The organism is Pseudomonas sp. FSL R10-2189 (assembly GCF_009600325.1).
Classification (GTDB): Bacteria; Pseudomonadota; Gammaproteobacteria; order Pseudomonadales; family Pseudomonadaceae; genus Aquipseudomonas; species Aquipseudomonas helleri.
This window is the reverse complement of sequence record NZ_WIVZ01000012.1, coordinates 76,311-102,457: the sequence shown is the minus strand read 5'-3', so window position 1 is coordinate 102,457 and position 26,147 is coordinate 76,311. Positions and strand designations below refer to the sequence as shown.

The window sequence follows — 26,147 nt, the reverse complement described above, 5'->3', positions numbered from 1 at the left end:
TTCAAGAAACAAGGTTGAGATGGCAGGCGCTGAGGTGCCCCGGCGACACTTCACGCAGCGTCGGCGCCTGTTCGCGGCAACGTTGGCTGGCGTGCGGGCAGCGCGGGTGAAAGTGGCAACCGGACGGCGGATTCAGCGGGCTGGGCATTTCGCCGCGAATGGCCTGGTACTGGCTGCGGCGCAGCTCGAAACGCGGGATCTGCGCCATCAATGCCTGGGTATACGGGTGGTTGGCGCGGCTGAACAATTCGTCCACCGTGGCCGACTCCACCACCCGCCCCAAGTACATCACCACCACCCGGTCACACAGATGCTCGACCACGCCCAGGTCATGGCTGATAAACAGGTAAGTCAGGCCCAGTTGCTCGCGCAGGTCCATAAACAGGTTGAGGATCTGCGCCTGAATCGACACGTCCAGCGCCGCCACCGACTCATCGCACACCAGCAACTCGGGCTGCACCGCCAGGGCCCGGGCAATGCCGATGCGCTGGCGCTGGCCGCCACTGAACTGATGCGGATAGCGCTGACGCAGCTCCGGACTTAACCCGGCACGGCGCAGTTGCGCACTGACGTAGTCGTCAAAATCGCGGCTACTGGTCAAGCCCTGGCGCAAGGCGCCCTCACCGACAATGCGGTCAACCCGCAAGCGTGGATTGAGGCTGGCGTAAGGGTCCTGAAAGATCATTTGCACCTTGAGCCGCGCACCTGTGCTCAAGGACTCATAGGGTTGCCCCTCGACATTGACGCTGCCGCTGGACGCTGGCAGCAGGCCCGCGACCATGCGCCCCAAGGTCGACTTGCCGCAGCCGGACTCACCCACCAGCCCCACCACTTCGCCACGGGCGATGCGCAGGTCGACGTTGTCCACAGCGCGGGTCAAGGGCCGTGGCCGGCTCAAGCCCAAGCGTTGCAGCAGGCCACCTGGGGCCTGGCCAAATTGCTTGCTGACCTGGCGAAGTTCGATCAAAGGCACGGATTCATTGGCCATGGGCAGCTCCAGCTTCATAGACGGCGGGATGAAAGCAGCGCAGGCTGCGCCCCGGTTCGATTTCAACGGTGGGCGGCAATTCGCTGCACGCGCTGCTGGCCCGGCTGCACCGCTGGGCGAAGGCGCAACCGGCGGGCATCGACAACAGATTGGGGGCCATGCCGGGGATCTGCCGCAAGCGTTGCCCGCGCTGATTGCGGCTCGGCAGGCTGTCGATCAGGCCTTGGGTATACGGGTGCAGCGGGCGGTCGAGCACCGCATCGACACTGCCCTGCTCGACAATGCGCCCGGCGTACATCACCGCCACTTGATCGGCCAGCCCGGCCACCACCGACAGGTCATGGGTGATCCAGATCAGTGACGTGCCCTGCTCGCGTACCAGCTTCTGTACCTCACCCAGGATTTGCGCCTGAATCGTCACATCCAGCGCGGTGGTCGGCTCGTCGGCGATGATCAGGTCCGGGCGGTGCAGCAAGGCAATCGCAATGGCAACCCGCTGGCGCATGCCGCCAGACAACTGATGCGGGTAGGCGCGCAGGCGCTCTTCCGGGCTGGCGATGCCCATCGACGCCAAGGTGTCACAGGCGTGCTGGCGCGCCTCGCGACGGCTCATCGGGCTGTGCGCCCGCACCGCCTCGATCATCTGCGCATCGATGCGCAGCACCGGGTTGAGGGTCATCATCGGGTCTTGAAAAATCATTGCGATCCGGTTGCCCTGCAAATGACGCAGCTCTTTGGCCGACAACCGGGTCAGGTCGCGGCCCTGAAAGATGATCTCTCCGCCGCTGATTCGCCCCGGTGCATCCACCAGCCCGAGGATCGAAAAACCGGTCACCGACTTGCCCGAACCCGACTCGCCCACCAGACCCAGAATCTGCCCCGGCTGCAAGCGCAAGGACACCTCGCGCACGGCAGGCAGCACGCCGTCACGGGTATGGAAAGAAGTCGACAGGTTGCGCACTTCAAGGGTCGCAGGCCGCACGTCTTGCGGGAATGCATTCATCGTTGCAGCCTCGGGTTGAGTACATCACGCAGACGGTCGCCCACCAGATTGATCGCGACGATGGTCAACAGCAGCGCCAGACCGGGGAACACGCTGATCCAGTATTCGTCGCCGAGCATGAATTGAAAGCCGTTGGCAATCAGCAGGCCCAGCGACGGCTCGGTAATCGGCACACCGAGGCCGAGAAACGACAAGGTCGCTTCCAGAGTGATGGCGCGGGCGATCTGCAAGGCGCCGATCACAATCAGCGGCGGCAGGCAGTTGGGCAGAATGTGCCCCACCAGAATTCGCCAGCGGCTGATGCCCTGCCCGCGTGCGGCCTCGACGTATTCGCGGCGGCTTTCGACCAGCGCCTGGCCCCGCGCCGTGCGGGCGTAATAGGCCCACTCCAGCAGCACCAGGGTCAGCATCACGTTGCCCACGCCCTTGCCCAGCCAGGCGAGGATCATCAGCGCCATGAGAATCCCCGGGAACGACAGCAGCAGGTCCACCAGACGCATCACCAAGGCGTCGACCCAACCACCTGCATACGCCGAAATCAGCCCCAGCAACGTCCCGATCACGGCCGCGATCAAGGCTGAGCCCACGCCCACCAGCAGGCTGATGCGCAAGCCATAGACAATCGCCGAATACAGGTCGCGGCCTTGCCCGTCCGTGCCCAGCCAATAGGTGTAAGCCCCTTCGGCGCTGTGCGCTCCAGGCGCCAAGCGCGCATCCAGAACGTCCAATTGCATCAGATCATAGGGGTTTTGCGGGGTGATCCAGGGCGCGAACAGGGCGGCCAGGGTGATCGACAGCAACATCAGCAGGCCGACCATCGCCAAAGGCGAGCGGATAAAGTCCAGCGCACCGCGTTGCCACAACGATTCGACGCGCAACACGCGCGGCGGGTTTTGCAGGGCGGTCATTGCGCACCTTCCAGACGGACACGCGGGTCCAACACGCGATACAACACATCCACCAGCAGATTGAGGCTCACAAAAATCACCACCACGACCAGCAGGTACGCCACCACCACCGGCCGGTCGAGGTTGTTGATGCTGTCCAGAATCAGCTTGCCGGCACCGGGCCAGGCAAAGATGGTTTCGGTGACCACCGCATAGGCGATGGTCGAGCCCAACTCCAGCCCCAACACGGTGACCAGCGGGATCAAGGTATTGCGCAGCACGTGCATCACAATCACCCGCTTGGGCGACAAGCCTTTGGCCCGGGCGAATTTGACGAAGTCCTGCGGGAGGATTTCACGCACCCCGGCGCGGGTCAGGCGCAGCACCAGCGAGACTTTGAACAGCACCAGGTTCAACGCGGGCAGCAACAAGTGCTGCCAGCCATTGAGGGTCAGCCATGACCACTGAATGCCAAACAATTCGCGTGTCTCGCCACGGCCGCTGGCGGGCAGCCAGCCCAGGTGCACCGAGAACAGCAGAATCAGCATCAAGGCGACCCAGAAAGCCGGCAACGAAAACCCGATAATGCTGCCCGCCATCATCAGCCTCGCCGCTTTGCTGTCCGGGTATAACCCGGCAAACAGGCCCAGCGGCACGCCGATGACGATGGCCATTAACAAGGCACTGAACGCCAGTTCGAAGGTCGCGGGCAGGCGCTGCAAAATCAGTTGCAGGGCGTCTTCGTGATAGACATAACTCTTGCCCAGGTGCCCGTGCAAAATCCCGCTGAGAAAATTCAGGTATTGCTGCCACAACGGCTGATCCAGGCCCAGCCGGGCAATCGCTTGCAAGCGCTCGGCCTGATTGAGGTCTTCACCGATCAGAATGTCCACCGGGTTGCCGATGGCATTGAGCCCGACGAACACAATCAGGGTCATCAGCAGCATCACCAGCAAGGCTTGCCCCAGCCGCCGCAACAACCATCCGGTCATGTGCGCAACTCCTCGGCGCGCAGGATGCCCGGCTGCCATTCATCGCCCTGCAATTCCGGCTCGGCATAGGCTTGCATCGCCTCGAAATGCAACTCGATATCGTCGTTGAACAATTGCCCGGCCAACCCTTGAGCCATGCGCTTGGCGCCTTCGCTGATGGCCGGAATATCACCGGACACACCGCCGTAAGTCAGCGCTGCCGGGTAACTGAAGCAATGCACCCGGTCCAGCCCCGGACAACTGCCGGGCACACGTTCGAGAAATTCGAATAACGGCCCCAGGTCGGGCAACTGCGACAGCTCAAGATCCTCTTGCCCGGCCGGTGCGCTGTAACGGTCGCTCCACAGCTTGATGTGCGGGGCAAACGGCGAAAACTCCGGGCGCAAGGCCCAGTTGCTGCGAAAGCCGGTGGCAAACACCAGAAAGTCGTAGTGCAAATGGGCGGTCGGCGTCTGCAGCAACAGGCTGCCATCGGCTTGCACTGCCACCGATTCAACCGGGCTGCCCAGCAAGAACCGCGCGTTGGCGTGCCGCGACACGCGCAACGTACTGCCCTGCGGCGGCGGCACTTGTTGCAGGTTGAGGTAGTGGCGGATACTCCACTTCCAGTCATCCGGCAGGCGCCAGTAACCGTGGGTCATGCCCGGGCTACCGGCACCTTTGCCCTTGTTGATGCGGGGTAAATCCTTGCGCCGGACCAGCACGTCCACCGACCGGGCGCCCGCCTCCAGCGCCGTGCCGGCAGCGTCCATGGCCGAGGCACCGCCGCCGATCACCGCCACGCGCTTGCCAACAAACCAGTGGTCCTGCAAACCGTCAGCCGAGTGCGCCCAGTATTCACGGGGCAGCGCGTCAGCCACTGCTGGCACCCAAGGCCCGCCCAACCCATCGCGACCGGTGGCCAGCACCACGTGCCGGGCCGAAACGTTAAGGGCTTGCCCGTCGGCATCGATGCTCAGTTCGACGCGACCGTCCGCCCGCGGTTGCACCCGTGTCACGCGGTGACGGTTACGCACATCCAGACGCAGCACATGCCGATACCAGCGCAAATACTCAGCCCATTGCAGGCGCGGAATCTTGTCCAGTTGCTCCCACGCGGCCAGGCCGAACTGAGCCTCGAACCAGGCGCGAAAGGTCAAGGCTGGCAAACCCAACGCAGGGCCGCTCAATTGCTTGGGCGAGCGCAGCGTCTGCATGCGTGCCGTGGTCGCCCACGGCCCTTCAAAGCCTTCTTCGGACTGGTCGAACACCACCGCCTTCACCCCCAGATGGCGCAACTCGGTTGCCAGTGCCAACCCGGCCATCCCTCCGCCAATCACGGCCACTTCAAGCAGCAACTGGCCTTCTTGATGACGAGGTTTGACCCACGGCTGAGCCGGTAAATCGAGCCACTGCAAATCCTCGCGCAGGCGCGCTTCGAGGGCTGGCAGGCCAATGGGAGCTGTGGTGTGGGGCATTGTCGGTATCTCTATTAAAGTCATGAACGCTTCGCAGGATCTGCCGCAGACTGCGGCAGATCCTGCGAAGGGCGGGCCATGCGTTGGCCCCGGGTTTAAAAATCGATGTTCAGACGGCCGTAGTAAAACGCCCCGTAAGAGCCAAACGGCGAGATCGACGAGTAGTACGAGCCACCGGAGACATCAATGATCTGGTGCTTGTCCGGATACACGTTGAACACGTTGTCGGCCCCCACAGACACGGTGATGTTGTCGGTCAGGGCGTAGTTCACGTCGACATCGGTGATCCACTTGGCGCTGAAGGTTTCGTCAATGCCGCTGGTGCCGCTGCCCAGGCGCTTGACTTTGCCGTAACGGGTGCTGCGCAGGCCAATGTCCCAGTCGCTGACTTGCCAGTTCACGCCGACGATGTACTTGCTCTTGGGCACCAGGTCGGTCACACCGCCCAGCTCCGTGCGCTCAAAACGCGACAGGCCGAGGCTTTGCAACTGGCCGGGATTGGCCTTGAGGTCGGTAATGGTGGCTTTGTTCCAGTTCGCCCCCAGGTTCCAGCGCAAACGCCCGTAACGGTCCAGGTGCTGGGTGTAGTCAGCCACCAGATCCAGGCCCTTGGTGCGGGTGTCAAAGGCGTTGGCGTAGTACTGCACCTGCTGCACATGGGAGAAACCATTGGCCGCGAGGATCTTGTCGACTGCCGGGCCCGACAGCGGGCTGATCAGTGCAATACGGTCTTGCAGGTCAATCAGGTAAGCATCCAATGCGATGTTGAGGTTCTGCACCGGGCTCCAGGTCAGGCCCGCCGAGATGCTTTCAGACTTCACCGGGTCCAGGTCTTCAGCGCCCAGCGCCCGGCCAATCGCCGAGTTGGGCTGCACACGCTTGATCATGATGTCCTGGGTTTCGTTGCCCACGGTGCGACGGCCCAAGCCGGTCTTGGCGTAGCCCTGTTGCACCATCGACGGCGCAACAAAGCCGGTGCTGATGGCACCTCGCGCAGCCAGCTCCGGGGTAAAGGCATAACGGGTCGACAGCTTGCCGGTCCAGGTATTGCCCGAGCTGTCGGTGTAATGCTCAAAACGCCCCGCGGCGCCGACAAACCACTTGTCTGTCACATCCAGCCCCAGGTCGACATAAGCGGCCGAGTTGCTGCGACGCAAATTAACTTCGTCCTCGGGCAGCAGCAGGTAGTTGCCCAGCGCACCGATGGCCGACAACTGCCCCGCCCGCGGGTGGCCTTGCGGGTAACGGTAACCGCCGTTGGCATAGGAATCGGCGTCCCCGGACTCTGTGCGGTACTGCTCGAAACGGTATTCAAGGCCGGTGGCAAAGTTCAGCGGGTTGCGCGTGCCGATGTCCAGCTTGCGGTTGAAGTCCAGGTTGGTCGTCCACTGGGTGAACGTGTTGGTCTGCAGGTCAAAGTGGCGCGGGCTGTCCGGGCCCAACGACGGGTTGAGGTTGTTTTTGGTGCTTTGCTTCTGCCGGTTCGAGCCGTATGAGGTGCTCAAGTCCCAGCCCCAGCCCGCCAAGTCATCGCCACGGGCACCGAATACGCTTTGGTAGTCAAAGCTGTCAAAAGTGAAATCCGGAGCCACGCCATCCGGGTAGAGCTCGTTGATGATGGTGTTGCCGTTGGGGCGACGGTAAGCGATCGACACCAGCGCATCTTGCTGGCCGACCGTGCTGAAGGAGTACAGCGAGATCGAATCGTTAAGCGGCAACTCGGCGTTGTACGACACGTTGAGCTGCTCGATCTCCGGCAGGCCACCGCCATAGGTGCGCTTATCGATGGTGTTTTCACGCGGGTCAGGCTGGCCGTTTACCGGGTAGTAAAAACTGCCGGTGGCCACCCCGGAACGCTTGGTGCTGTCCTGCTTTTTGGCATCCAGGGCGAAGTTGAAAAAGCCATCATTGGGCAGCGGCAAACCGATGTCGAAGGTCTGCTGGTAGGTCTCGCCGTTGGAGCCCACCCCGCTGTGATAATGCGAACGACGCCCGGCCATGGTGCTGGCGCTGCCGCCGCTGCTGTTGGACTTGAGGATGATATTGATCACCCCGGCGATGGCGTCCGAACCATATTGTGCTGCCGCACCGTCGCGCAGTACTTCAACACGGTCGATGGCGCTGATGGGGATCAGGTCCAGATCGGCCGGGTTCCAGCCTTCGGACAGCACCGAGTTTTCCGAGGCAACCGAACCGCCATGGCGGCGCTTGCCATTGACCAGCACCAGCACATAGCCGCCCCCCAGGCCGCGCAAACCGGCCGAGCGGGCCACGTTGCTGTACGCGCCGCCAGTCACCTTGGCCACGTTGAACGAAGGCAGGGTTTGCGCCAGGGCATCGCGCAAACTGGTACTCGCACCTTGCTTGAGCAGTTCCTGGCCGCTGATCACATCGATCGGCACGGCACTTTCTGCCACCGTGCGCTGAGTACCGCGGTTACCGACCGAAACCACGGTTTGCATGACCGGTTCCGTTTTAGCGTGAGCCTTGTCGTCATCTTCTTGTGCCGCTACCGGTCCACTGACCAGGCACAGGCCGGTCAGCGCGAGGGCTGCCGGGGTAAAAAGTGAAGCCGATGAAGCGCCGGATTGCATATGCAAACTCCCCGATAAATCGCCAAAAAAGTTAAAACACGTCTTGCGGCGATTTGCCGAGGTCGGCTGGATGCCCGCGAAGCTGAAGGTCTGTGTTGGCAGCCTTCAATTCATTTTCATGATTCATTAGCGCATTGAATGCGGTAAATGAATACTAAGGAGCAGCGGTTATTCCATCAACTGGCAAAAAAGGATATGGATATTACTTTTCAGAATAAAAATCGCAGGAACGAGCTTGCCTCGCGATCTTTTGACCTTCTAAAAGATCGCGAGGCAAGCTCGCTCCTACACGGGAAGGGTTTAACCGGCGTAGATGCTTTGCATCAACGCATCATGGCTGCTGGCCGGGTGCACGATCATGCCTGGCAGCAAGGCCAGGGATGAGGTCTTGAGGGTTTCGACCAACGCCTTGGCCACTTCTGATAACGGTGTGGCGTAGGCTGAGATCAAGCCAAAAAAGAACGGTACGTTGCTTTCAATCGGTCGCACCACCACCCCGTTCAATGGCACGCCAAAGGCCGTAAACGGGTCGGCCAGCGCCACGCCCAGCCCCACGCGGGCCATTTGCATGGCGGTCAGCGAGGTGTTGGTGTCAAGGATGTGCTGCGGCTCAACCCCGGCGGCTTCGAACGCGCGGTTGATCCGGCGACGGAAGCGGAACGGATTGGAGATGCTGATCAAGGTCTGTTGTGCCAGGGTTTGCATGCTCAGCACCGGCTCTGCCGCCAGCGGCGAGTCGGCCGCCAGCACCGCCACGCAGGCGGCTTCGCCAATCCAGTGCAACTCAAGCCCGCGATGTTCCAGCGGCAAGCTGACCACCCCCAGATCCACGGTTTTGGCCAATACCGCCTGCACCGCTTCTTGCGCGCTGAGGCTCTGAATTTGCAGTTGTTGCGGCTGCAAGCCCGGTGGCAACTGCGCCAGCGCAGGCGGCAACAGGCCCGAGGCCAGGGCCGGGGTGGCCACCAGACGCAAACTGAGGTTTTCGTCACGGGCAATGTTCAGTGCCCGCTGCTGCACGTGACGCACCCCTTGCAGGGCATTCTCGACCTCGGCCGAGAGCATGAACGCCTTTTGCGTCGGGGTGACTTTCGGCCCGCTGCGTTCGAACAGGGCAAATCCCAGTTCCTGCTCCAACTCCTGTATCAGCCGGGTCACGGTAGGCTGCGAGCGCCCGAGCATCTGCCCTGCCCCCGTGACACTGCCCGCCGACATGACTGCAGCAAACGCTTCCAACTGGCGTAGATCCACCGGGATCTCCTTTGACATGACCTGAGGCGATGCAGTGTACACAGCACCGCCGGTTCGGGGCAGGTCACTCAGCCCGCCAACAGCGCAACCAGGGCCGGTACGGTCAGCACCGCGGTGTAATACCCCATGAACTGCACGCCGATGTTGAAGCCCAGAAAGCGCGAGAGAAAACCGCCCAGCAGGCCAACGGTGACAATCACCAGCAAGCCAAGCAAACCGCCCTCCCAGATCCCGATCACCAGAATCAGCCCGACAAACGTCGCGATTACCGCTTCGTGGCTGATTTTGCGCGACACGTACGAAGCCGCGCGATACGCGTAGTTCATGGTGAAGGGATAGGCGATCAACAAGGCCACCACCACTGCCAACATGCCATAGCCGAGAAACTCCCAGGTGCTGAGCAACGAGTGCAGGTTGTGCACCTCGCCAGAGGCCGAGTCCACGCTAAAGCGCGGCGGCGCGTTGAACAAAGGCGCTGCCGGGCCCGCCGCCACCGGGCTCAGTGGCAAGCCAAAGGCAATCAGCGGGATCAGCGCTTCGGCAATGTAGGTGGACTCGGTCACGCCATTGCGCGCGGTAATCACTGTGGTCAGGCGGTGGTAGACATGCTTGACCCGCGAGCCGACCAGTTCACCCATGATCACGGTCATGGCCACCGGGCTGAACACGAAGGTGGCGCTGGAGATCACAGCGGTGATACCGGTCCACAGGCTTTGTTTGCGGTCCAGAACCTTGAGCGGGTTGGGAAAGAAGCCACCGCCGCTTTTTACATCCGGCGACAGTGAAAACGTGCGCACTTCACTACGGCGCATGTTCTCGCGCTCGGCCGGGGCCATCATCGCGAACAGGGCTGCAATCAACGGCCCGATGGCGATGCCCAGAAAGTAACTGACGGTGAGCTTGACCCCGTATTGGCCGGTGAGGGTTTGCAGGCCGAGAATGATCAGCACAAAGGGGATCAAGGCCAGTACCGCCGCCAGTCGCCCTTTCGAAAACCACGCAATGGCAATCGCTGCCGCCAGGAAAATCCACGGCGCCGAACGCTTGATGGTGTCGCCAAACGGCGCCAGCATGACCGCAAACAGAACCGCCATGGGCACGGCGATCAGCGCAGCAATCACCGCCCCGGAAATCATCTTGCGCAAGGCAATGTGCGGCACCCCGAGGTTGCGCAAAAAGTTGGCCTCGCGCATCAACGGCGTGGCCATGGTGTCACCGGGAATCCCCAGCAGCGCCGTGGGCACGGCGTGGGTCATGTGCTTGGCCACCGCACCGGCCAGAAAGAAAGTCAGCACTCCCGGCGCAGGCACGCCCAGCAGTACCACCAGCAAGGTCAGCGGGGCCAGGGTAGTGGTTTCGTCGCTGCCGGAAATCAGCCCGATGGCGGCAAAAATCACCGCCCCCAGAATGCCCATGCCCAGGGCAATCAGCACTTGATCGAACAATGAGACGATCATGAGCGGCCTCCATTGGCAGCCAGGCCATCGACCGCTGGTGCCGGGTCATCCCCAACGTTGTGCAAGCCCTTCTCGTAGTCCACGAACAGCTCGTACAGGTCCATCTCCTTGAGCTCGGCGATAGTTTCGGGGGGCAAATCAGCCAGACGCCCAAGGTCACCAAACTCGCTTTGCAAATCCTTCAAGATCTGGCTGCGCCAGGCCGGGTCTGCCTCGTGTTCGACCACATGGCGCTTGGGTTTGAACAGGCTCGCACTGATTGCCCCGCCCACCAGGCATCCCACGATGCCCACCAGCATGGCGTAGGCCCGGGCCATCTGTGCGGAGGCCACCCACTCAAGCAAAAAGTGCTGTGCGGTAAAAAACGCGCTGAGGCTGACGATGGCGCCAATCACAATGGCGTACACCAGATGGCGCACATCAACCGTGTCACCCCAGACTTCATAGAGTTCAGGTTTCAAAGGATTCTCCCACTGCTTTTATTGTTATGGAGGTGAAGAGAGATGCCCATACCTGTAGGAGCGAGCTTGCTCGCGATCTTTTAAAGGCTCGCGAGCAAGCTCGCTCCTACAGATGAAGGGGGGGGTCATCACAGCCCGCGTTTTTGCTTGAGCAGTGCCGCCGCATGATCCGCACGCACGTCGTGGGCTTCGACCATCTGCTTGACCAACCAGTCGAGTTCTTCACCCTTGGCGCCCGCCGTCAGCGCAATGTTGCGCGCATGCAAGGCCATGTGTCCGCGCTGGATGCCTTCGGTCGACAGCGCCCGCAGCGCACCGAGATTTTGTGCCAGCCCGACTGCAACGGCAATTTCCGCCAGTTCCTGAGCACTCTCGACACGTAATATGCGCAGCGACAACTGCGCCAGAGGGTGAGTTTTGGTGGCACCGCCCACCAGCCCGACCGGCATGGGCATTTCCAGGGTGCCCACCAGATTGCCCTGGCCGTCTTTCTCCCAGGTGGTCAGCGAGCCGTAATGGCCATTGCGACAGGCATAAGCATGTGCGCCCGCCTCCACCGCCCGCCAGTCATTGCCAGTGGCGACAATCAACGGGTCAATGCCGTTCATGATGCCCTTGTTGTGGGTGGCGGCGCGGTACGGGTCAATCACCGCGAAGTTGTAAGCATCGAGAATGCCTTCGATCACCTCCTCACCCTTGAATGCTGGCGTGGTGAGGAGCTCGGGGGCGATGCGGATCTGCGCACGGGCCAGACGCAAGTCAGCCAGATTGGAAAGAATCCGCAGGCGCACCTTGGCCCCGGTGATTTCTTCGATCAGCGGCGCGACCGCCTCGGCCATGGTGTTGACCGTGTTGGCGCCCATGGCATCGCGCACATCGACGATCAAATGCGCGACCAGCATCGGCCCACGCGGGCTTTGCGCAAAGGTGTGGACTTCAATGTCCCGGCAGCCGCCGCCCAGCGAGTTGAGGAGTTGGTCTTTGCGGTTCGCCAGCTCGATGATTTCGTCCTTGCGCCGCAACAGGCTCAAGCGCGCATTGAACGGGTCAGCGACATCAACGATCTGCACCTGCGCGCGCATCAACGGCAACGAACTGGAGGTCTGAAAACCGCCGGCCTCCCGCGCCAGCTTGGCCATAAAGGACGCCGCCGCCACCACCGAAGGTTCCTCAACCACCATGGGCACAATCACGTCGCGGCCATTGATCTGGAAGTTGCTTGCGACGGCATAGGGCAACTCGAAGGTGCCGATCACGTTCTCGATCATGCCGTCAGCCCGCTCCAGCGCCAGTGCACCCGGCTCACGCAACAGCGCGACGTCATCAGCGGGCAGGTCGAGCAACGCTTGCAGATGCTGCAAACGCTCGGCGGGCGCCAGGCTACGAAACTTGGGAAGGCGCGAATCAATACTCATGGTTCAATCCTGTGGTCATTATTGTTGTCTTTGAGCGCCACCCTAAAGCGCCCTGTGCCCGCATAAAAGGTACAGTTCGCACAAACAGTACCCAAGCTGTACCCTCGCTAAAAAACAGCAGGATGGCCAACCATGGTGCGTCTGACACTCGCTCAGCAACTGACCGCGTCACTGGTCGAACAGATCGGCAATGGCACATACCGGGTGGGCGACCGCCTGCCGTCGCTACGCGAATGCATGCGCCTGTTCGGTCATTCGAAAAATACCGTGATCAATGCCTATGAGGCCTTGGCCTCCCAAGGGCTGGTCGAACCGCGCCATGGCCAGGGCTTTTTTGTCCGTCAGGGCAGCCCCAACCACAGCGAACCGGACGAACCGCAGCCCTATGCGCGAGCGATGGACACCATCTGGTTGATGCGCCAGCAGTTCGTCCGTGAACCGGGGCATTCGCCGCTCGGTGAAGGCTTCCCGCCGGTGGAATGGCTGATGGACATGCGCCTGGACAAGTTCACCCGCCAGATCATGCGCACCGAGGTCAACACGCTGTTTCGCTACGGCAACCGCCTGGGCAATGCCAGCCTGCGCCAGCATCTGGCGCAAAAACTGGCCAGTTATTCGATCACCGCCAGCCCCCGCCAGATCGTCACCACCCATGGCGCCAACCATGCGCTGGACCTGATCATTCGACGTTTTATTGCCCATGGCGATACGGTGCTGGTTGAAGACCCCGGCTATTACCCGCTGTTTGGCAAGCTGCAACTGCAAGGCGCCCACATGCTCTGCGTACCGCGCCTGGCGGATGGCCCGGACCTGCAGGTGCTGGAGCAACACCTGCGCAACCACAAGCCAAAACTGTTTTTTATCCAGTCGGTGGGCCACAACCCGACCGGCTCGGATATATCGCCCGGCAAGGCCCATCGGTTGGTGCAACTCGCGCAGCAGCACAGCTTCATTCTGGTTGACGACGATGCCCTGGCCGACTTTAAACCGGCGTCTGCAATCAAGGTTTCCGCGCTCGATCAACTGCAGCGCTCACTGTACGTGGGCAGTTTTTCCAAATCGGTGTCTGCGGCGCTGCGGGTCGGCTTTATCGCCGGCAGCAAGGACGTGATTGATGAGCTGGGGGACTTGAAAATGTTGTTGCACACCAGCTCCTCTGAGCTGTGTGAGCGAACCATGGACGTGATCCTCACCGAGGGGCATTTCCTGCGCCATTTGATTCGCCTGCAAGAACGGCTGCAAACCACCACCGCTGCCGGGCTGGCGATGCTCGATGAGATTGGCGCCGAGGTGTTTTGCCGCCCGCAACAAAGCTTGTACCTGTGGGCACGCTTTGCCCACATCGACGACGCCAAAGACCTGACCCGCCAGTTGCAGCCCAAGGGCTTCATGATCGCGCCGGGGCATATCTTCTCTCCCGAGCAATCACGCACCAACCCCTGGACCCGGCTCAACGTGGCGTATTTGAACGACCCGCTGCTTAAAGCGCTGTTCAAGGGCTGACGGACGGTATAACGACACAACCTGACAGATACGCGGCCAAGGACGTGACTTTCCTGCAGGCCGCCCCTAGTATCGCCGGCGTTTTACCTCCCTTCCCTAACAATAAAGTATGGAAACTCGCATGCTCCCTTTCGCTCGCACCCTGCTCGCCCTGTCTTTGGGCATGACACTGTTGCAAACCCCGACCTTCGCCGCTCCACCATTGACCATGAGCAATGGCGTCGCGCAGGTGAACACCCAAGACAGCAACGCCTGGGTTGAAATCAACAAAACCGCGTTTGAACACAATATTCAGGTCCTGAAAGACACCCTCGGCGACAAATCGAAAATCTGTGCGGTGCTGAAGGCCGATGCCTACGGCCACGGCATTGGTTTGTTGATGCCTTCGATCATCGCCACCGGCGTGCCTTGCGTCGGCGTTGCCAGCAACGAAGAAGCCCGCGTGGTCCGCGAGAGCGGTTACAAAGGCCAATTGATTCGCGTACGTACCGCCGCCTTGAGCGAGCTGGAAGCGGCGCTGCCGTACAACATGGAAGAGTTGGTCGGCAACCTCGATTTCGCTACAAAAGCCGCGCAAATTGCCGAGAAACACGGCCGTCCGCTGGTGGTGCACCTGGGCCTGAACTCCAGCGGCATGAGCCGTAACGGCGTAGAAATGAGCACCGCTCAAGGCCGCAGCGATGCCGTCGCCATCACCAAGATACCGAACCTGCAAGTGCGGGCGATCATGACCCACTTCGCCGTTGAAGACGCCGACGACGTGCGCGCGGGCCTGAAGACCTTCAACGAACAGGCACAGTGGCTGATCAAAGAGGCCAAGCTGGATCGCAGCAAAATCACCCTGCATGCGGCCAACTCGTTCGCCACCCTGGAAGTGCCTGAATCGCACCTGGACATGGTCCGCCCAGGCGGCGCGTTGTTCGGTGACACGGTGCCTTCACACACCGATTACAAGCGCGTCATGCAATTCAAGTCGCACGTAGCCTCGGTCAACAGCTACCCGAAAGGCAACACCGTCGGTTACGACCGCACCTACACCCTGGAGCGTGATTCGAAGCTGGCGAACATTACGGTCGGTTACTCCGACGGCTATCGCCGTGCGTTCACCAATAAAGGCATTGTGCTGATCAACGGCCACCGCGTGCCGGTAGTGGGCAAAGTGTCGATGAACACCTTGATGGTTGACGTGACCGATGCGCCGGACGTCAAAAGCGGCGATGAAGTGGTGCTGTTCGGCAAACAGGGCAATGCCCAGATCAGCCAGGACGAAGTTGAAGACATCAACGGCGCATTGCTGGCTGACCTGTACACCGTATGGGGCAACTCCAATCCTAAAGTCTTGATCGAAGAGTAAGACACTTGCCTCGCGATCTCTTAAAAGATCAAAAGATCGCGAGGCAAGCTCGCTCCTACGGGGTTTGGGCGTTTATTTATCCGATTTGATGCTGGTCCAGGTGCGGGTCCGTACACGCTCCAGCTTTTGTGGCAATGGCTGAACCACATACAGTGATTTCAACGCTTCAGGCGTCGGCGTCAGGTTCGGGTTGCCGGTGATGTCTTTATTGATCAATGGCAGCGAGTCTTTATTGGCGTTCGGGTAACCCAAAAAGTCGCTGATCGATGCAATGACCTTGGGCTCCAGCAAGGTGTTCAGGAATTCATGCGCTTCTTCGACATTCTTGGCGCTTTTAGGGATAGCGAAGGTGTCAAACCAGATCGGTGCGCCCTCTTTTGGCAAACGCCAGTCCACCACCACCCCGTTCTTTGCTTCTTTGGCCCGGTTGCCAAACTGGTAAAAACTGCCCGAGTAACCAATGGCCACGCAGATGTCGCCGTTGGCGATATCGGTCATGTACTTGGCCGAGTTGAAGTAGGTGACATACGGGCGAATCTTCAGCATCAGCTCTTTGGCTTTCTCATAGTCGGCCGGGTTCTGGCTGTTCGGGTCCAGGCCAAGGTAATGCAGGGCCAGCGGCAAGATCTCCGACGGCGAATCGAGCATGGCGACGCCACAGGATTTCAGCTTGGCCATATTCTCGGGCTTGAACACCAGGTCCCAGCTGTCTACCGGCGCGTCATCGCCCAGAGCCGCCTTGACCTTGGCCGGGTTAAAACCAATCAACACCGTGCCGACCATGTAGGGCACGGCGTACTGGTTGCCGGGGTCGTTGGTTTCCAGCAGTTTGAGCAGTTGCGGGTCTTGGTGCTGCCAGTTGGGCAGCTTGGATTTGTCGAGCTTCTGAAACACCCCGGCTTTGATCTGAGTATCGAGGAACTGGTTGGACGGCACCACCAGGTCATAACCCGAGTTGCCGGTCAGCAGCTTGGCTTCCAGCGATTCGTTGGTGTCGAAGGTGTCCCAGGTCACTTTGATCCCGGTGTCCTTGGCAAAGTCTTTGGGCACTGAAGGCAAGATGTAGTCCGCCCAGTTGTACACCCGCAATTCGCGCTGATCGGCTTGCACCGCGCTGGCCAACAGTGACAACCCACATACCGTGGCGCCCAGTAAGCGTTTGATCGTGCTCATGAATGTATTCCCCATCTTTGGCGTGAGATCGATAGTTGTTATGTTTTGTACACGGCAGCAGCCCGCAAAAAGGGCAAGGGTCAGGAAGACAACTCTTATAAGTTGATTTGATTCTTGCTGACCGCTGGAGCGGTTCACAGGGGTAGGCAGGCCAAAAAGGGATCGTTACGGCCATTGTTTGTGTCCGAATCTATGTCCGCCATCACCCTCTTACAACGCCCAAGTGTTCAGCCAGCAACTGTTGCAAATCAAACAGCAAATCTGCACTTAACCACCCAATCAACAGCGCCCGCCTTGCCCGCACCCGACCAAACCCCGCAATTGCAGGGGTTTGCCTGTTGGTACGGAGATTGCTGACAGGGAGTACCTGTCTACAGTCTGCTGAACACTAGCCAAGGATTCGAACATGTCTAACGCGCTGCAAGTCGTCGTCGTTTCGGGTGGGGCGTACAGCCCTTCGCGCACTCTGGTATTGGCCAAGGCCATTCTCGATGAACTGCAAACCCGGCTCACTATCGAAAGCCGCTTGATCGAGCTGGGCACCATTGCCCGACAACTGGGCGGCGCCTTGTCACGCCAGGAACTGAGCCCTGAGGTCGATGCCGAGATCCAGGCGATTGAAAACGCCGACCTGCTGATCATTGCCACCCCGGTGTATCGCGGCTCCTACCCCGGCCTGCTCAAGCACCTGTTCGATCTGGTGGACATCAACGGCCTGATCGATACCCCGGTGTTGCTGGCCGCCACCGGAGGCAGCGATCGCCATGCACTGGTGCTCGAACACCAGTTGCGTCCGCTGTTCAGCTTTTTCCAGGCGCTGACGCTGCCGATCGGCGTGTATGCCACCGAATCCGATTTCGCCAATTACCAAATAATCAGCGAGCCCTTGCAGGCTCGTATCCGCCTTGCTGCAGAACGTGCCGCGCCGCTGTTTGGCGCCTCGGCCACACCTTTGCTGAAAATCGCTTAAGGACTTCTTCATGAATGTGTTTTGGTTCCTCCCCACCCACGGCGACGGCCACTTTCTGGGCACCACCAAAGGTGCTCGCCCGGTCACGCTCAATTACCTCAAACAAGTCGCCCAGGCGGCTGATGACCTGGGCTACTACGGTGTTTTGATCCCGACCGGGCGCTCCTGCGAAGACTCGTGGGTCATCGCCTCGGCATTGGTGCCGCTGACCGAGCGCCTGCGTTATCTGGTGGCGATTCGCCCGGGGATCATCTCGCCGACCGTGTCGGCGCGCATGGCGGCCACCCTGGACCGGCTGTCCGGCGGGCGCTTGCTGATTAACGTGGTGACCGGCGGCGACCCGGATGAAAACCGCGGTGACGGCAGTTTCCTCAGCCACAGCGAACGCTACGAAGTGTCGGATGAGTTTCTGAAAATCTGGCGCCGGGTGCTGCAAGGTGAGTCCGTCGACTTTGAAGGCAAGCACCTGCACGTACAGAACGCCAAGGCGCTGTACCCACCGGTGCAAAAACCCTATCCGCCGCTGTATTTCGGCGGTTCGTCCGACGCCGCTCACGACCTGGCCGCAGAGCAGGTAGACGTGTACCTGACCTGGGGCGAACCGCCTGCGGCCGTGGCCGAAAAAATCGCCGATGTGCGTGAACGCGCGAACCGTTTGGGCCGCACCGTACGCTTTGGCATTCGTCTGCACGTGATTGTCCGTGAAACCGAGGAGCAAGCCTGGAAAGCCGCCGACACCCTGATCGAACACATCAGCGACGAAACCATATCCGCCGCGCAAAAGTCCTTTTCACGCTTTGATTCCGAAGGCCAGCGGCGCATGGCCGCGCTGCACGACGGGCGCCGCGACAATCTGGAGATCTCACCCAACCTGTGGGCAGGCGTCGGCCTGGTTCGCGGCGGCGCCGGCACCGCGCTGGTGGGCAACCCGCAACAGGTGGCAGAACGCATCAAGGAATACGCCGACCTGGGCATCGAAAGCTTTATCTTCTCGGGTTACCCGCACCTGGAAGAAGCCTATCGCTTTGCCGAACTGGTGTTCCCGCTGCTGCCCGAACCTTACGCCAGCCTGGCCGGTCGCGGCATCACCAACCTGACCGGGCCCTTTGGCGAAATGATCGCCAATGATGTGCTTCCCGGGCAGTCGAAATAACCTGTAGGCTGCGTTTTTTAAAAGGTCATAAGCTCGCAGCCTGCGGCACCTTGCACGCCGGGGCTGCGCCAATACCTGGGCTTGAAGCGTCCGGCCAACCGGAACGCATAGTCTTCAACACACTGGAACAGAGACTATTCGATGACTTACATCGCTGCCGAAAACCGCTACCAATCCATTCCTTATCGCCGCGTAGGCCGCAGCGGGCTGGTGCTGCCAGCCCTGTCCTTGGGGCTGTGGCACAACTTTGGCGACAGCACGCCCATCGACACCCAGCGCGCCTTGCTGCGCACCGCCTTCGACCTGGGTATCAACCACTTCGACCTCGCCAACAACTACGGCCCGCCCTATGGCAGTGCCGAAATCAACTTTGGCCGCTTGCTGCGCGAAGACTTCAAGCACTATCGCGATGAGCTGATCATCTCCAGCAAAGCCGGTTGGGACATGTGGCCCGGCCCTTACGGCCAGGGCGGCGGCTCACGCAAGTACGTGCTCGCCAGCCTTGACCAGAGCCTGCAGCGCCTGGGCCTGGACTACGTTGATATTTTCTACTCGCACCGCTTCGACCCGGACACCCCGCTGGAAGAAACCGCCAGCGCCCTGGCCACCGCCGTACAACAAGGCAAGGCTTTGTACATCGGTATTTCGTCGTACTCCGGGGTCAAAACCCGTGAAATCGCGGCGCTGCTCAAAGAGTGGAAAGTACCGCTGCTGATCCACCAACCGGCGTACAACCTGTTGAATCGCTGGGTAGAAAAAGACCTGCTGGACACCACCGAAGAACTCGGCACCGGGGTGATTGCCTTCACTCCGCTGGCGCAGGGTTTGCTGACGGACAAATACCTCAATGGCATTCCGGCTGATGCGCGGGTCAATCGCCCGGGTGGTGGTTCGTTGCAGAGCAAGCACTTGTCGGAAAGCAACATTGCCCATGTACGCGCGCTCAACGAGATCGCCAAACGCCGTGGTCAGAGCCTGGCCCAATTGGCACTGGCCTGGACCCTGCGTGACCCTCGCGTGACCTCGGCACTGATTGGCGCAAGCCGCCCCGAGCAAATTGTCGAAAACGTCGGTGCGTTGCAGAACCTGGCGTTCAGCGCAGAAGAACTGGCCGAGATCGACCGCTTTGCCCAGGAAGGCGGGATCAACCTGTGGGAAAAACCGTCAACAGCTGAATAACCAACCCCCGTAGGAGCGAGCTTACCTCGCGATCTTTTAATCTTCTAAAAGATCGCGAGACAAGCTCGCTCCTACAGCTGCATTACAACGCCAACCGCGCAGCCAATGCCTTGGCCTGCAAGGCCACATCGGTCACGGCGGTACTTTCCCACCATTCGCCACGCAACGGCGGCCCCATGGCAAACAGGCGTTTCGCCGGTTCCGACTGTGCATTGAGCACAGCCCCTGACGGATCAGCAGCAATACCCAGGCCCAGGTTGCCTGCACGAATCAAACCCCGCTCCAACAACTGACGCGGCAAGGCTTTATCGACTCGACGCCAGTCGTATTCAATGCCGGTGGAGTTGATCAGGCCATCCCCTTCAACCACCCTCACCTGCGCCTGCCCACGATAGCGCAGGCGAATCCGCGGACGCCCGTCAGCGCTGACCTCTACGCCCTGCAGTGACGCGGCCGTGATGGTCAACCGCCCTTCCCCCAGCAATTGCTCCAGCAAGGCATTGCCCTGAGGCGGCGAACGGTGGTGATGGCTTTCCCACCACGGCCGCACATGGCGCACAAACTGGCGGCGCTGAACATCACTGGCCTGGCTCCACAACCGACCGATATGCACGCGCACGGTGTCCAGCGGCGCCTGCCAATCAATGCCCTGCGCCTCGGCCAGTTCACACTGGCGACGCAACGCCCGAAGCAATTGCAACGGGCTACGAATCTGCGGGTCCTGAGTCAAAAAGTCTTCCCAGGCCGGTGGCTGACGCCGCACGTGCGGCAACAGGCCGTGCCGTGAAAATACCTCGATGGACCCGCGATGCCCGGCCCGATTCAACGACTCAAGGGCATCGACCATGGTCAGCCCGGAGCCAATGATCAGCACCCGCGCATCCACCGGCAAACCGCGCAATGCCTGCACATCCCAAGGGTCCAGCGCGGCCGCATTAAGGCCGCTGGACTGGCGCTGCGCCGTACGCGCAGCCGGGAACATGCCGGTGGCCAACACGGCCACCGCTGCCTGCAACTGCCGCCCATCCTTGAGGGTCACCTGAACCCGGTTTTGCTCGGTTTGCAGGTCGATGGCTTCGTCACGCACATGGGTCAGGCTTGACCCTTGCGCCGTACCAATGGCCAGTGCTTCGGCCAGCCGCTGCTGGGCATACTGGCCAAACAGCCCGCGTGGCGGGAACAGGTGCTCAACCGGCACATCCTGCACTGCCGACTCAGGCCAGCCGCCGCTTGCAATATGCGCTTTGAGCCAGCGCGTCAGATCGTCGGCATCGTCCGGGTCAATGCTCATGCGCGCCGCATTGCCGTTCAGGGTGTGCCCCAGTTCAGTGGCACTGTAAGCCTCGCCCCGCCCCAGTTCGACCCGCGGTTCGACCAGCACGATATTCCGGGCACCCGGCAAACGCAGCAATTGCATGGCCAGCAAGGTGCCGCTCAGGCCACCGCCAACAATCAACACATCGGCCTCGCGGATGGCAGGCGTTGCCTGTCCGCCTTGTGGCTCACTCATGGGTATTCTCTCTTTTGAAAACAGCTCATCACGCACGTTCTTTTTCACGCGCCCGGTTCAGTTCGCCGAGGTTACGGTAGCCGGCACCGGGGTGCCAATCCGCCAGTTTCGGGCCTTCGCCAAACAGTTTCTCGCGCAATGTACCCGGCGCATATTCCTTTTTGTACACCCCGCGCTTTTGCAACTCAGGTACCAGCAACTCCACCGCGTCGATAAAGGTTTCGTGGGTCACGGCATAAGCCAGGTTGAACCCGTCGACGTCGGTCTCGGCCACCCAATCTTCAAGCAGATCGGCCACGGTTTCCGGGCCGCCGACAAACAGCGGGCCAAAACCACCGATACCCACCCAGTCGGCCAGTGCGTTTGGCGTCCAGATCGTGTTCGGATCGGCAGTCGAGAAGGTTTCCACTGCCGATTGAATGGCGTTGGTGTGCACGTGTTTGAGCGGCTCGTCAGGCTTGAACTGGCTGAAGTCGATACCGGTCCAGCCTGAAATCAAGGCCATTGCCCCTTCATAGCTGACGTAGCTTTTGTACTCTTCGAACTTGGCTTTGGCCTTGGCGTCGGTCTCACCGACGATCACCGTTTGCAGGTTGAAAATGAGGATTTTCGACGGGTCACGGCCCGCCTCGGCAGCACGACGGCGAATATCAGCCACGGTCTTTTTCAACAAGGCCTTGGACGGCGACGCCACAAACACGCACTCGGCATGTTCAGCGGCAAACTGCTTGCCACGGCTGGAGGCGCCGGCCTGGTACAGCACCGGCGTACGCTGCGGCGATGGCTCACAGAGGTGAATGCCGGGCACCTGGAAGTGCTCGCCGACATGCTGGATCTCATGGATTTTGCTCGGGTCACTGAATACCCGGCGCTCCCGGTCACGCAGGATCGCGCCCTCTTCCCAGCTGCCTTCCCAGAGCTTGTAACAAACTTCCAGGTATTCCTCGGCGAAGTCGTAGCGCGAGTCGTGGGCCGTCTGGGTTTTTTGCCCGAGATTCTTGGCACCACTTTCCAGGTACGAGGTCACGATGTTCCAGCCAGCACGGCCCTTGGTCAGGTGATCAAGCGTGGACAGGCGACGGGCGAATGGGTACGGATGCTCAAACGACAACGACGCAGTCAGGCCAAACCCCAAATGCTCAGTGACCATCGCCATCGGTGGAATCAGTTGCAGCGGGTCATTGACCGGCACTTGCGCCGCCTGACGAATCGCCGCCTCGCCGTTGCCGCGATAAACATCGTAAATGCCCAGCACGTCGGCGATAAACAAGCCGTCAAACTTGCCGCGCTCGAGGATTTTTGCCAGATCGGTCCAGTACTCCAGGTCTTTGTATTGCCATGAGCGGTCACGCGGATGCGCCCAGAGGCCGGGCGACTGGTGGCCCACACAGTTCATGTCGAAAGCGTTGAGACGAATTTCACGGGACATCTGTTTACTCCTGAAGCTGAGGCGGTATGACGCCGTTCAAACGGTGGTTACCAATAATCCGGGCCTGCCAGCGCAAGGGTTCGCGGCCTTCCAGAGAAGGCGACGGTGAACGGCTGCCAGTGAGTTCTTGCTGTACGTTGCCCACCGCCTGCAACGCTTCGGCGCTGGCGAGCACGGCTTCGGCCGTCGCTATAAGGGTCTCGGTAGCCGGGCCAACAAAGTGTTGCGCGCGCAGATATAGGGCTTCGGCCACGTCGAGACGAATGTTCAGGTCGCCAAACTTGCCGATGATGTACGGGTCGTCCACGTCCTTGCTTAAGCCGCTGAGCGCCCACGGTTGGGCCTGTTCGCGAACGAATGTGAGGGTCTGCTCCAGGCCTTGGCGGGCCAGACGCAAGTCTTCGGCCGCTGCTGCAAGCTGGTTGGGCAAAGCGATTGCCGGGCTGTTCATGGTGGTGAGTCCTCTATCAGTTCCAGGCATGGCGTGGAGGCAGGATGCCGTTGAGCAGACGATTGCCGATCAGGTGGTATTTCCAGCGCGCCGGGTCATGCAGGGTGTGAGTTCGGGCGTTGCGCCAAAAGCGGTCGAGGTTGTGTTTGCCGAGCACCGAGCGCGTACCGGCCAGCTCGAACAGCTTGCTGCTGGCGAGCAAGGCGATCTCGGCTGAAAGCACTTTGGCCTGAGCCACAATCACCGAGGCTTCAGCCACACTCTCTTCACTGGGCGAAAGCAACGCGTGATCAATGGCCCGGCCGGCCTTGGCCAGAATCGCGTCGGTGCCGTGCAGACGCCATTGCAAATCGCCAATCGCGGCAATCGTATAAGGGTCTTGCCAGCCGTGATCCAGCTGGCTGTCGACCCACGGGCGGGACAACCGCGCATGAATCAGCGCTTGTTCAAAGGCGCCATGGGCGATGCCGGTGTCCACTGCCGCCTGAATGATTTGCGAGATCGGGCCATCCGCCGTGGGTTCTTCAAAGGCTTTGTACGCCGGGATCACGGCGCTCAATGGCACGCGCACGCCTGCCAGCACAGCACCGCCACTGGCGGTGGTGCGTTGGCCGAAACCGTCCCAGCTGTCGATGATGGTCAGCCCCGGATTGTCGCGCTCGACGAAGGCGATAAAGGGGCGATTCTGCTCATCCACGCCCACCGCCGGGACGATATGAGCGAAGAGTGCGCCGGTGCAGTAAAACTTCTCACCGTCGACCACTGCGTGCTCGTCTTCAAAGCGGATACGGGTCTGGAAAGCGCCGACATTTTTGCTCTTGGATTCAGAAAAGGCGTTGCCGAAACGCCAGCCCTCCAGGGCTTTGCCGTAGTAGTAACGCTTTTGTTCTTCGCTGCCGGTGTGCAGCAGGATATCCAGCACGCCCAAGTGGTTTTGCGGGATTTGCCCCAGGGACGAGTCGGCCGCCGAAATGATCTTGATCACCTCGGCAACGGTGACATACGACACCCCGGCTCCGCCGTAAGCCTTGGGCACCGTAATGCCCCACAGGCCGCTGGCGGCGAACAGATCCAGCTCGGCCACCGGCAAACGCCGGTCCCGATCACGCACCGAGGCTTCTTCAGCAAAACGCACCGCCAGGGCTTTGGCGATCTCGATGGCCTCGGCATCCGAGGTGATCACATGGGCCTTGGCAGGGGGTGATACAGAAATGCTCATGGGCAGACTCCAATCCAGTGGAAAACACTGAAGTCCCCATTGCACAGGTCGTGCCGTTTTTAAATATCGTTATATATCAGATAGTTAGCAAATGTAATGCTGAGCAAATAACAACAACCCACGTGCAATCTGTCCACTTGCTGTTGGCTAAGCAACAGTTGCGATAACAACACATACCTGCAGGAGCGAGCTCGCCTCGCGATCTTTTGATCTTCAAAAAAGATCGCAAGGCAAGCCCGGAGCGGTGCTGTTGGATTGGCGTACAACGTGTTAATCCACTGTTGCAAAGCCAACAGTTGGGCTGACAAAAAAGCACCAAACGTCCGAATTATCGGCTTGCGATGTAACGGCACAGACTGTGCAACGGACATGCCAGTGACCTTTATTTATGCAGGAGCATTGTCATGAGTCAAAACCCTCTGTCCGTCGGCACCGACTACGAAACGCTGGCCAATCGTTTTCGCCCACAGTTCCGGCAAATCGCCGCCGGGACGGTGGAGCGCGAGCAGGCGCGCGACCTGCCTTTTGAGCCGATTCGCTGGCTGAAAGAAGCCGGTTTTGGCGCAGTGCGGGTGCCCGTGGAGTTCGGCGGCGCGGGGGCTTCAATCAGCCAGCTGTTCCAGTTGCTGATCGAACTGGCTGAGGCCGACTCGAACATTGTGCAATCGCTGCGTGGCCATTTTGCCTTTGTCGAAGACCGTCTCAATGCTCCGCCAAGCCCGGCGCGAGATGCCTGGTTTGCGCGCTTTGTGGCGGGGGATCTGGTAGGCAATGGCTGGACCGAAATCGGCGCAGTTAAAATCGGCGAGGTCATCACCAAAGTGCGCCCGGAAGGCGAGAATTTCGTGCTCAACGGCGCCAAGTATTACAGCACCGGCAGCATTTTTGCCGACTGGGTGGACGTCTACGCGCAGCGCTCGGACAACGGCGCCGATGTGATTGCCATCGTCGACGCCCGCCACTCGGGCGTCAGCCACAGCGATGACTGGGACGGCTTTGGCCAGCGCACCACCGGCAGCGGCACGTCGCTGTATGTCGAGGTACCGCTGAGCGCCGAGCAGGTGATCCCATTCGAAACCCGCTTCAAATACCAGACCGCGTTTTATCAGTTGGTCTTGCTGGCGGTGCTGGCCGGGATTGGTCGTGCCGTGGAGCGCGATGTGGCCAATGAAGTGCGCACCCGCAAGCGCGTGTTCAGCCAGGGTTCTGCCGATACCACCCACGGCGACCCGCAAATTCAGCAGGTGGTGGGGCAAATCTCGGCACAGGTCTACGCCGCCGAAGCGGCCACCCTGCGCTCGGCCGAACCGCTGCAGCGCGCTTACCTTGCGCGTTTTGCCAACGATGCCGAAGCCGAACGCCAGGCCAATATCGACGCCGAAATTGAAACGTCCAAGGCCCAGGTCGTGGTCTCGGAACTGGTGCTGCGGGCAACCACCGACCTGTTCAATGCGCTCGGCGCCTCCGGTGTCAGCATCAACAAGTCGCTGGACCGTCACTGGCGCAACGCCCGCACCGCCGCGTCACATAACCCGTGGATCTTCAAGGCGCGGATCATCGGCGACTGGGTGGTCAACGGCATCGAACCCAAATACGTCTGGCAGATCGGCAACAGCGTAAAAAGCTAAAAGACGTAGTCGCTGACGAGGCACGAGGCTGCGATGCGGGCCGCAGGACCACCGTCAGAGGGATCGCTTCGCA

General features: G+C 60.7%; 21 protein-coding genes. 6 read left to right on the top strand and 15 right to left on the bottom strand.

What is annotated here, in order from left to right; translation table 11 throughout:
• Nucleotide 1: 1 nt before the first annotated feature.
• The 10 genes from GHO32_RS11460 to GHO32_RS11415 form a co-directional block, all read right to left on the bottom strand.
• Nucleotides 2-988 (bottom strand): ABC transporter ATP-binding protein, encoded by a 987-nt coding sequence (locus GHO32_RS11460; RefSeq protein WP_153336919.1) that lies wholly within the window; start codon nt 986-988, stop codon nt 2-4.
• Complete coding sequence (locus GHO32_RS11455; RefSeq protein ID WP_153336918.1) at nt 978-1,991, bottom strand: ABC transporter ATP-binding protein; 1,014 nt, start codon at nt 1,989-1,991, stop codon at nt 978-980. Before GHO32_RS11455 ends, GHO32_RS11460 begins: the two co-directional genes overlap by 11 nt.
• A complete protein-coding gene (locus tag GHO32_RS11450; protein WP_153336917.1) occupies nt 1,988-2,899 on the bottom strand; it encodes an ABC transporter permease in 912 nt (303 codons plus the stop codon). The genes GHO32_RS11455 and GHO32_RS11450 overlap by 4 nt, the downstream gene beginning before the upstream one ends.
• Complete coding sequence (locus tag GHO32_RS11445; protein WP_153336916.1) at nt 2,896-3,870, bottom strand: ABC transporter permease; 975 nt, start codon at nt 3,868-3,870, stop codon at nt 2,896-2,898. Before GHO32_RS11445 ends, GHO32_RS11450 begins: the two co-directional genes overlap by 4 nt.
• The gene (locus GHO32_RS11440) at nt 3,867-5,327 is read right to left on the bottom strand and encodes an FAD-dependent oxidoreductase (RefSeq protein ID WP_153338219.1); all 1,461 of its coding nucleotides are present in this window, start codon (nt 5,325-5,327) and stop codon (nt 3,867-3,869) included. The genes GHO32_RS11445 and GHO32_RS11440 overlap by 4 nt, the downstream gene beginning before the upstream one ends.
• A gap of 95 nt (nt 5,328-5,422) precedes the next feature.
• The gene (locus GHO32_RS11435) at nt 5,423-7,921 is read right to left on the bottom strand and encodes a TonB-dependent siderophore receptor (RefSeq protein WP_153336039.1); all 2,499 of its coding nucleotides are present in this window, start codon (nt 7,919-7,921) and stop codon (nt 5,423-5,425) included.
• 300 nt (nt 7,922-8,221) lie between these two features.
• Entirely contained in the window at nt 8,222-9,172 is a 951-nt protein-coding gene (locus GHO32_RS11430; protein WP_368668446.1) for a LysR family transcriptional regulator, read from the bottom strand.
• Between the two features lie 68 nt (nt 9,173-9,240).
• On the bottom strand, nt 9,241-10,629 hold the full coding sequence (locus GHO32_RS11425; RefSeq protein ID WP_048372638.1) for a tripartite tricarboxylate transporter permease: 1,389 nt from the start codon (nt 10,627-10,629) through the stop codon (nt 9,241-9,243).
• Entirely contained in the window at nt 10,626-11,090 is a 465-nt protein-coding gene (locus GHO32_RS11420; protein ID WP_153336041.1) for a hypothetical protein, read from the bottom strand. The genes GHO32_RS11425 and GHO32_RS11420 overlap by 4 nt, the downstream gene beginning before the upstream one ends.
• 128 nt (nt 11,091-11,218) lie before the next feature.
• Complete coding sequence (locus GHO32_RS11415) at nt 11,219-12,505, bottom strand: hydroxymethylglutaryl-CoA reductase, degradative (RefSeq protein ID WP_123749438.1); 1,287 nt, start codon at nt 12,503-12,505, stop codon at nt 11,219-11,221.
• A 132-nt stretch (nt 12,506-12,637) separates the two neighbouring features.
• Here GHO32_RS11415 and GHO32_RS11410 point away from each other — a divergent pair, with 132 nt between their 5' ends.
• A complete protein-coding gene (locus tag GHO32_RS11410) occupies nt 12,638-14,008 on the top strand; it encodes a PLP-dependent aminotransferase family protein (protein WP_153336042.1) in 1,371 nt (456 codons plus the stop codon).
• Nucleotides 14,009-14,129: 121 nt separating this feature from the next.
• The gene (gene alr / locus GHO32_RS11405) at nt 14,130-15,362 is read left to right on the top strand and encodes an alanine racemase (RefSeq protein ID WP_153336043.1); all 1,233 of its coding nucleotides are present in this window, start codon (nt 14,130-14,132) and stop codon (nt 15,360-15,362) included.
• 72 nt (nt 15,363-15,434) lie between these two features.
• Here alr and GHO32_RS11400 read toward each other — a convergent pair whose 3' ends face one another.
• A complete protein-coding gene (locus tag GHO32_RS11400) occupies nt 15,435-16,535 on the bottom strand; it encodes a polyamine ABC transporter substrate-binding protein (protein ID WP_048372629.1) in 1,101 nt (366 codons plus the stop codon).
• Nucleotides 16,536-16,941: 406 nt separating this feature from the next.
• On the opposite strand from GHO32_RS11400, the gene msuE reads away from it, so the two are divergent.
• From msuE to mgrA, 3 genes are all read left to right on the top strand, one after another.
• The gene (gene msuE, locus GHO32_RS11395; protein WP_048372627.1) at nt 16,942-17,505 is read left to right on the top strand and encodes an FMN reductase; all 564 of its coding nucleotides are present in this window, start codon (nt 16,942-16,944) and stop codon (nt 17,503-17,505) included.
• A gap of 10 nt (nt 17,506-17,515) precedes the next feature.
• Nucleotides 17,516-18,658: an FMNH2-dependent alkanesulfonate monooxygenase gene (gene ssuD / locus GHO32_RS11390; protein ID WP_153336044.1), complete on the top strand. Its 1,143-nt coding sequence runs from the start codon at nt 17,516-17,518 to the stop codon at nt 18,656-18,658.
• 141 nt (nt 18,659-18,799) lie between these two features.
• Nucleotides 18,800-19,837 carry an L-glyceraldehyde 3-phosphate reductase gene (mgrA, locus tag GHO32_RS11385; RefSeq protein ID WP_153336045.1) on the top strand — a complete coding sequence of 346 codons (1,038 nt, stop codon included), beginning with the start codon at nt 18,800-18,802 and terminating at the stop codon, nt 19,835-19,837.
• An 82-nt stretch (nt 19,838-19,919) separates the two neighbouring features.
• On the opposite strand, the gene GHO32_RS11380 is transcribed toward mgrA, so the two are convergent.
• From GHO32_RS11380 to GHO32_RS11365, 4 genes are read right to left on the bottom strand one after another with little or no spacing between them, the layout of a single operon-like run.
• A complete protein-coding gene (locus GHO32_RS11380; protein ID WP_153336046.1) occupies nt 19,920-21,347 on the bottom strand; it encodes an FAD/NAD(P)-binding protein in 1,428 nt (475 codons plus the stop codon).
• A 28-nt stretch (nt 21,348-21,375) separates the two neighbouring features.
• Nucleotides 21,376-22,776: an LLM class flavin-dependent oxidoreductase gene (locus GHO32_RS11375; RefSeq protein ID WP_153336047.1), complete on the bottom strand. Its 1,401-nt coding sequence runs from the start codon at nt 22,774-22,776 to the stop codon at nt 21,376-21,378.
• Nucleotides 22,777-22,780: 4 nt separating this feature from the next.
• Nucleotides 22,781-23,227, bottom strand: coding sequence for an acyl-CoA dehydrogenase (locus GHO32_RS11370; RefSeq protein WP_153336048.1), 447 nt, complete (start codon nt 23,225-23,227; stop codon nt 22,781-22,783).
• A gap of 16 nt (nt 23,228-23,243) precedes the next feature.
• A complete protein-coding gene (locus tag GHO32_RS11365; protein ID WP_178113874.1) occupies nt 23,244-24,446 on the bottom strand; it encodes an SfnB family sulfur acquisition oxidoreductase in 1,203 nt (400 codons plus the stop codon).
• A 404-nt stretch (nt 24,447-24,850) separates the two neighbouring features.
• Between GHO32_RS11365 and GHO32_RS11360 the strand changes: the two genes are divergently transcribed.
• Nucleotides 24,851-26,074, top strand: coding sequence for an acyl-CoA dehydrogenase family protein (locus tag GHO32_RS11360; protein WP_153336049.1), 1,224 nt, complete (start codon nt 24,851-24,853; stop codon nt 26,072-26,074).
• The last annotated feature ends 73 nt before the right edge of the window (nt 26,075-26,147 follow it).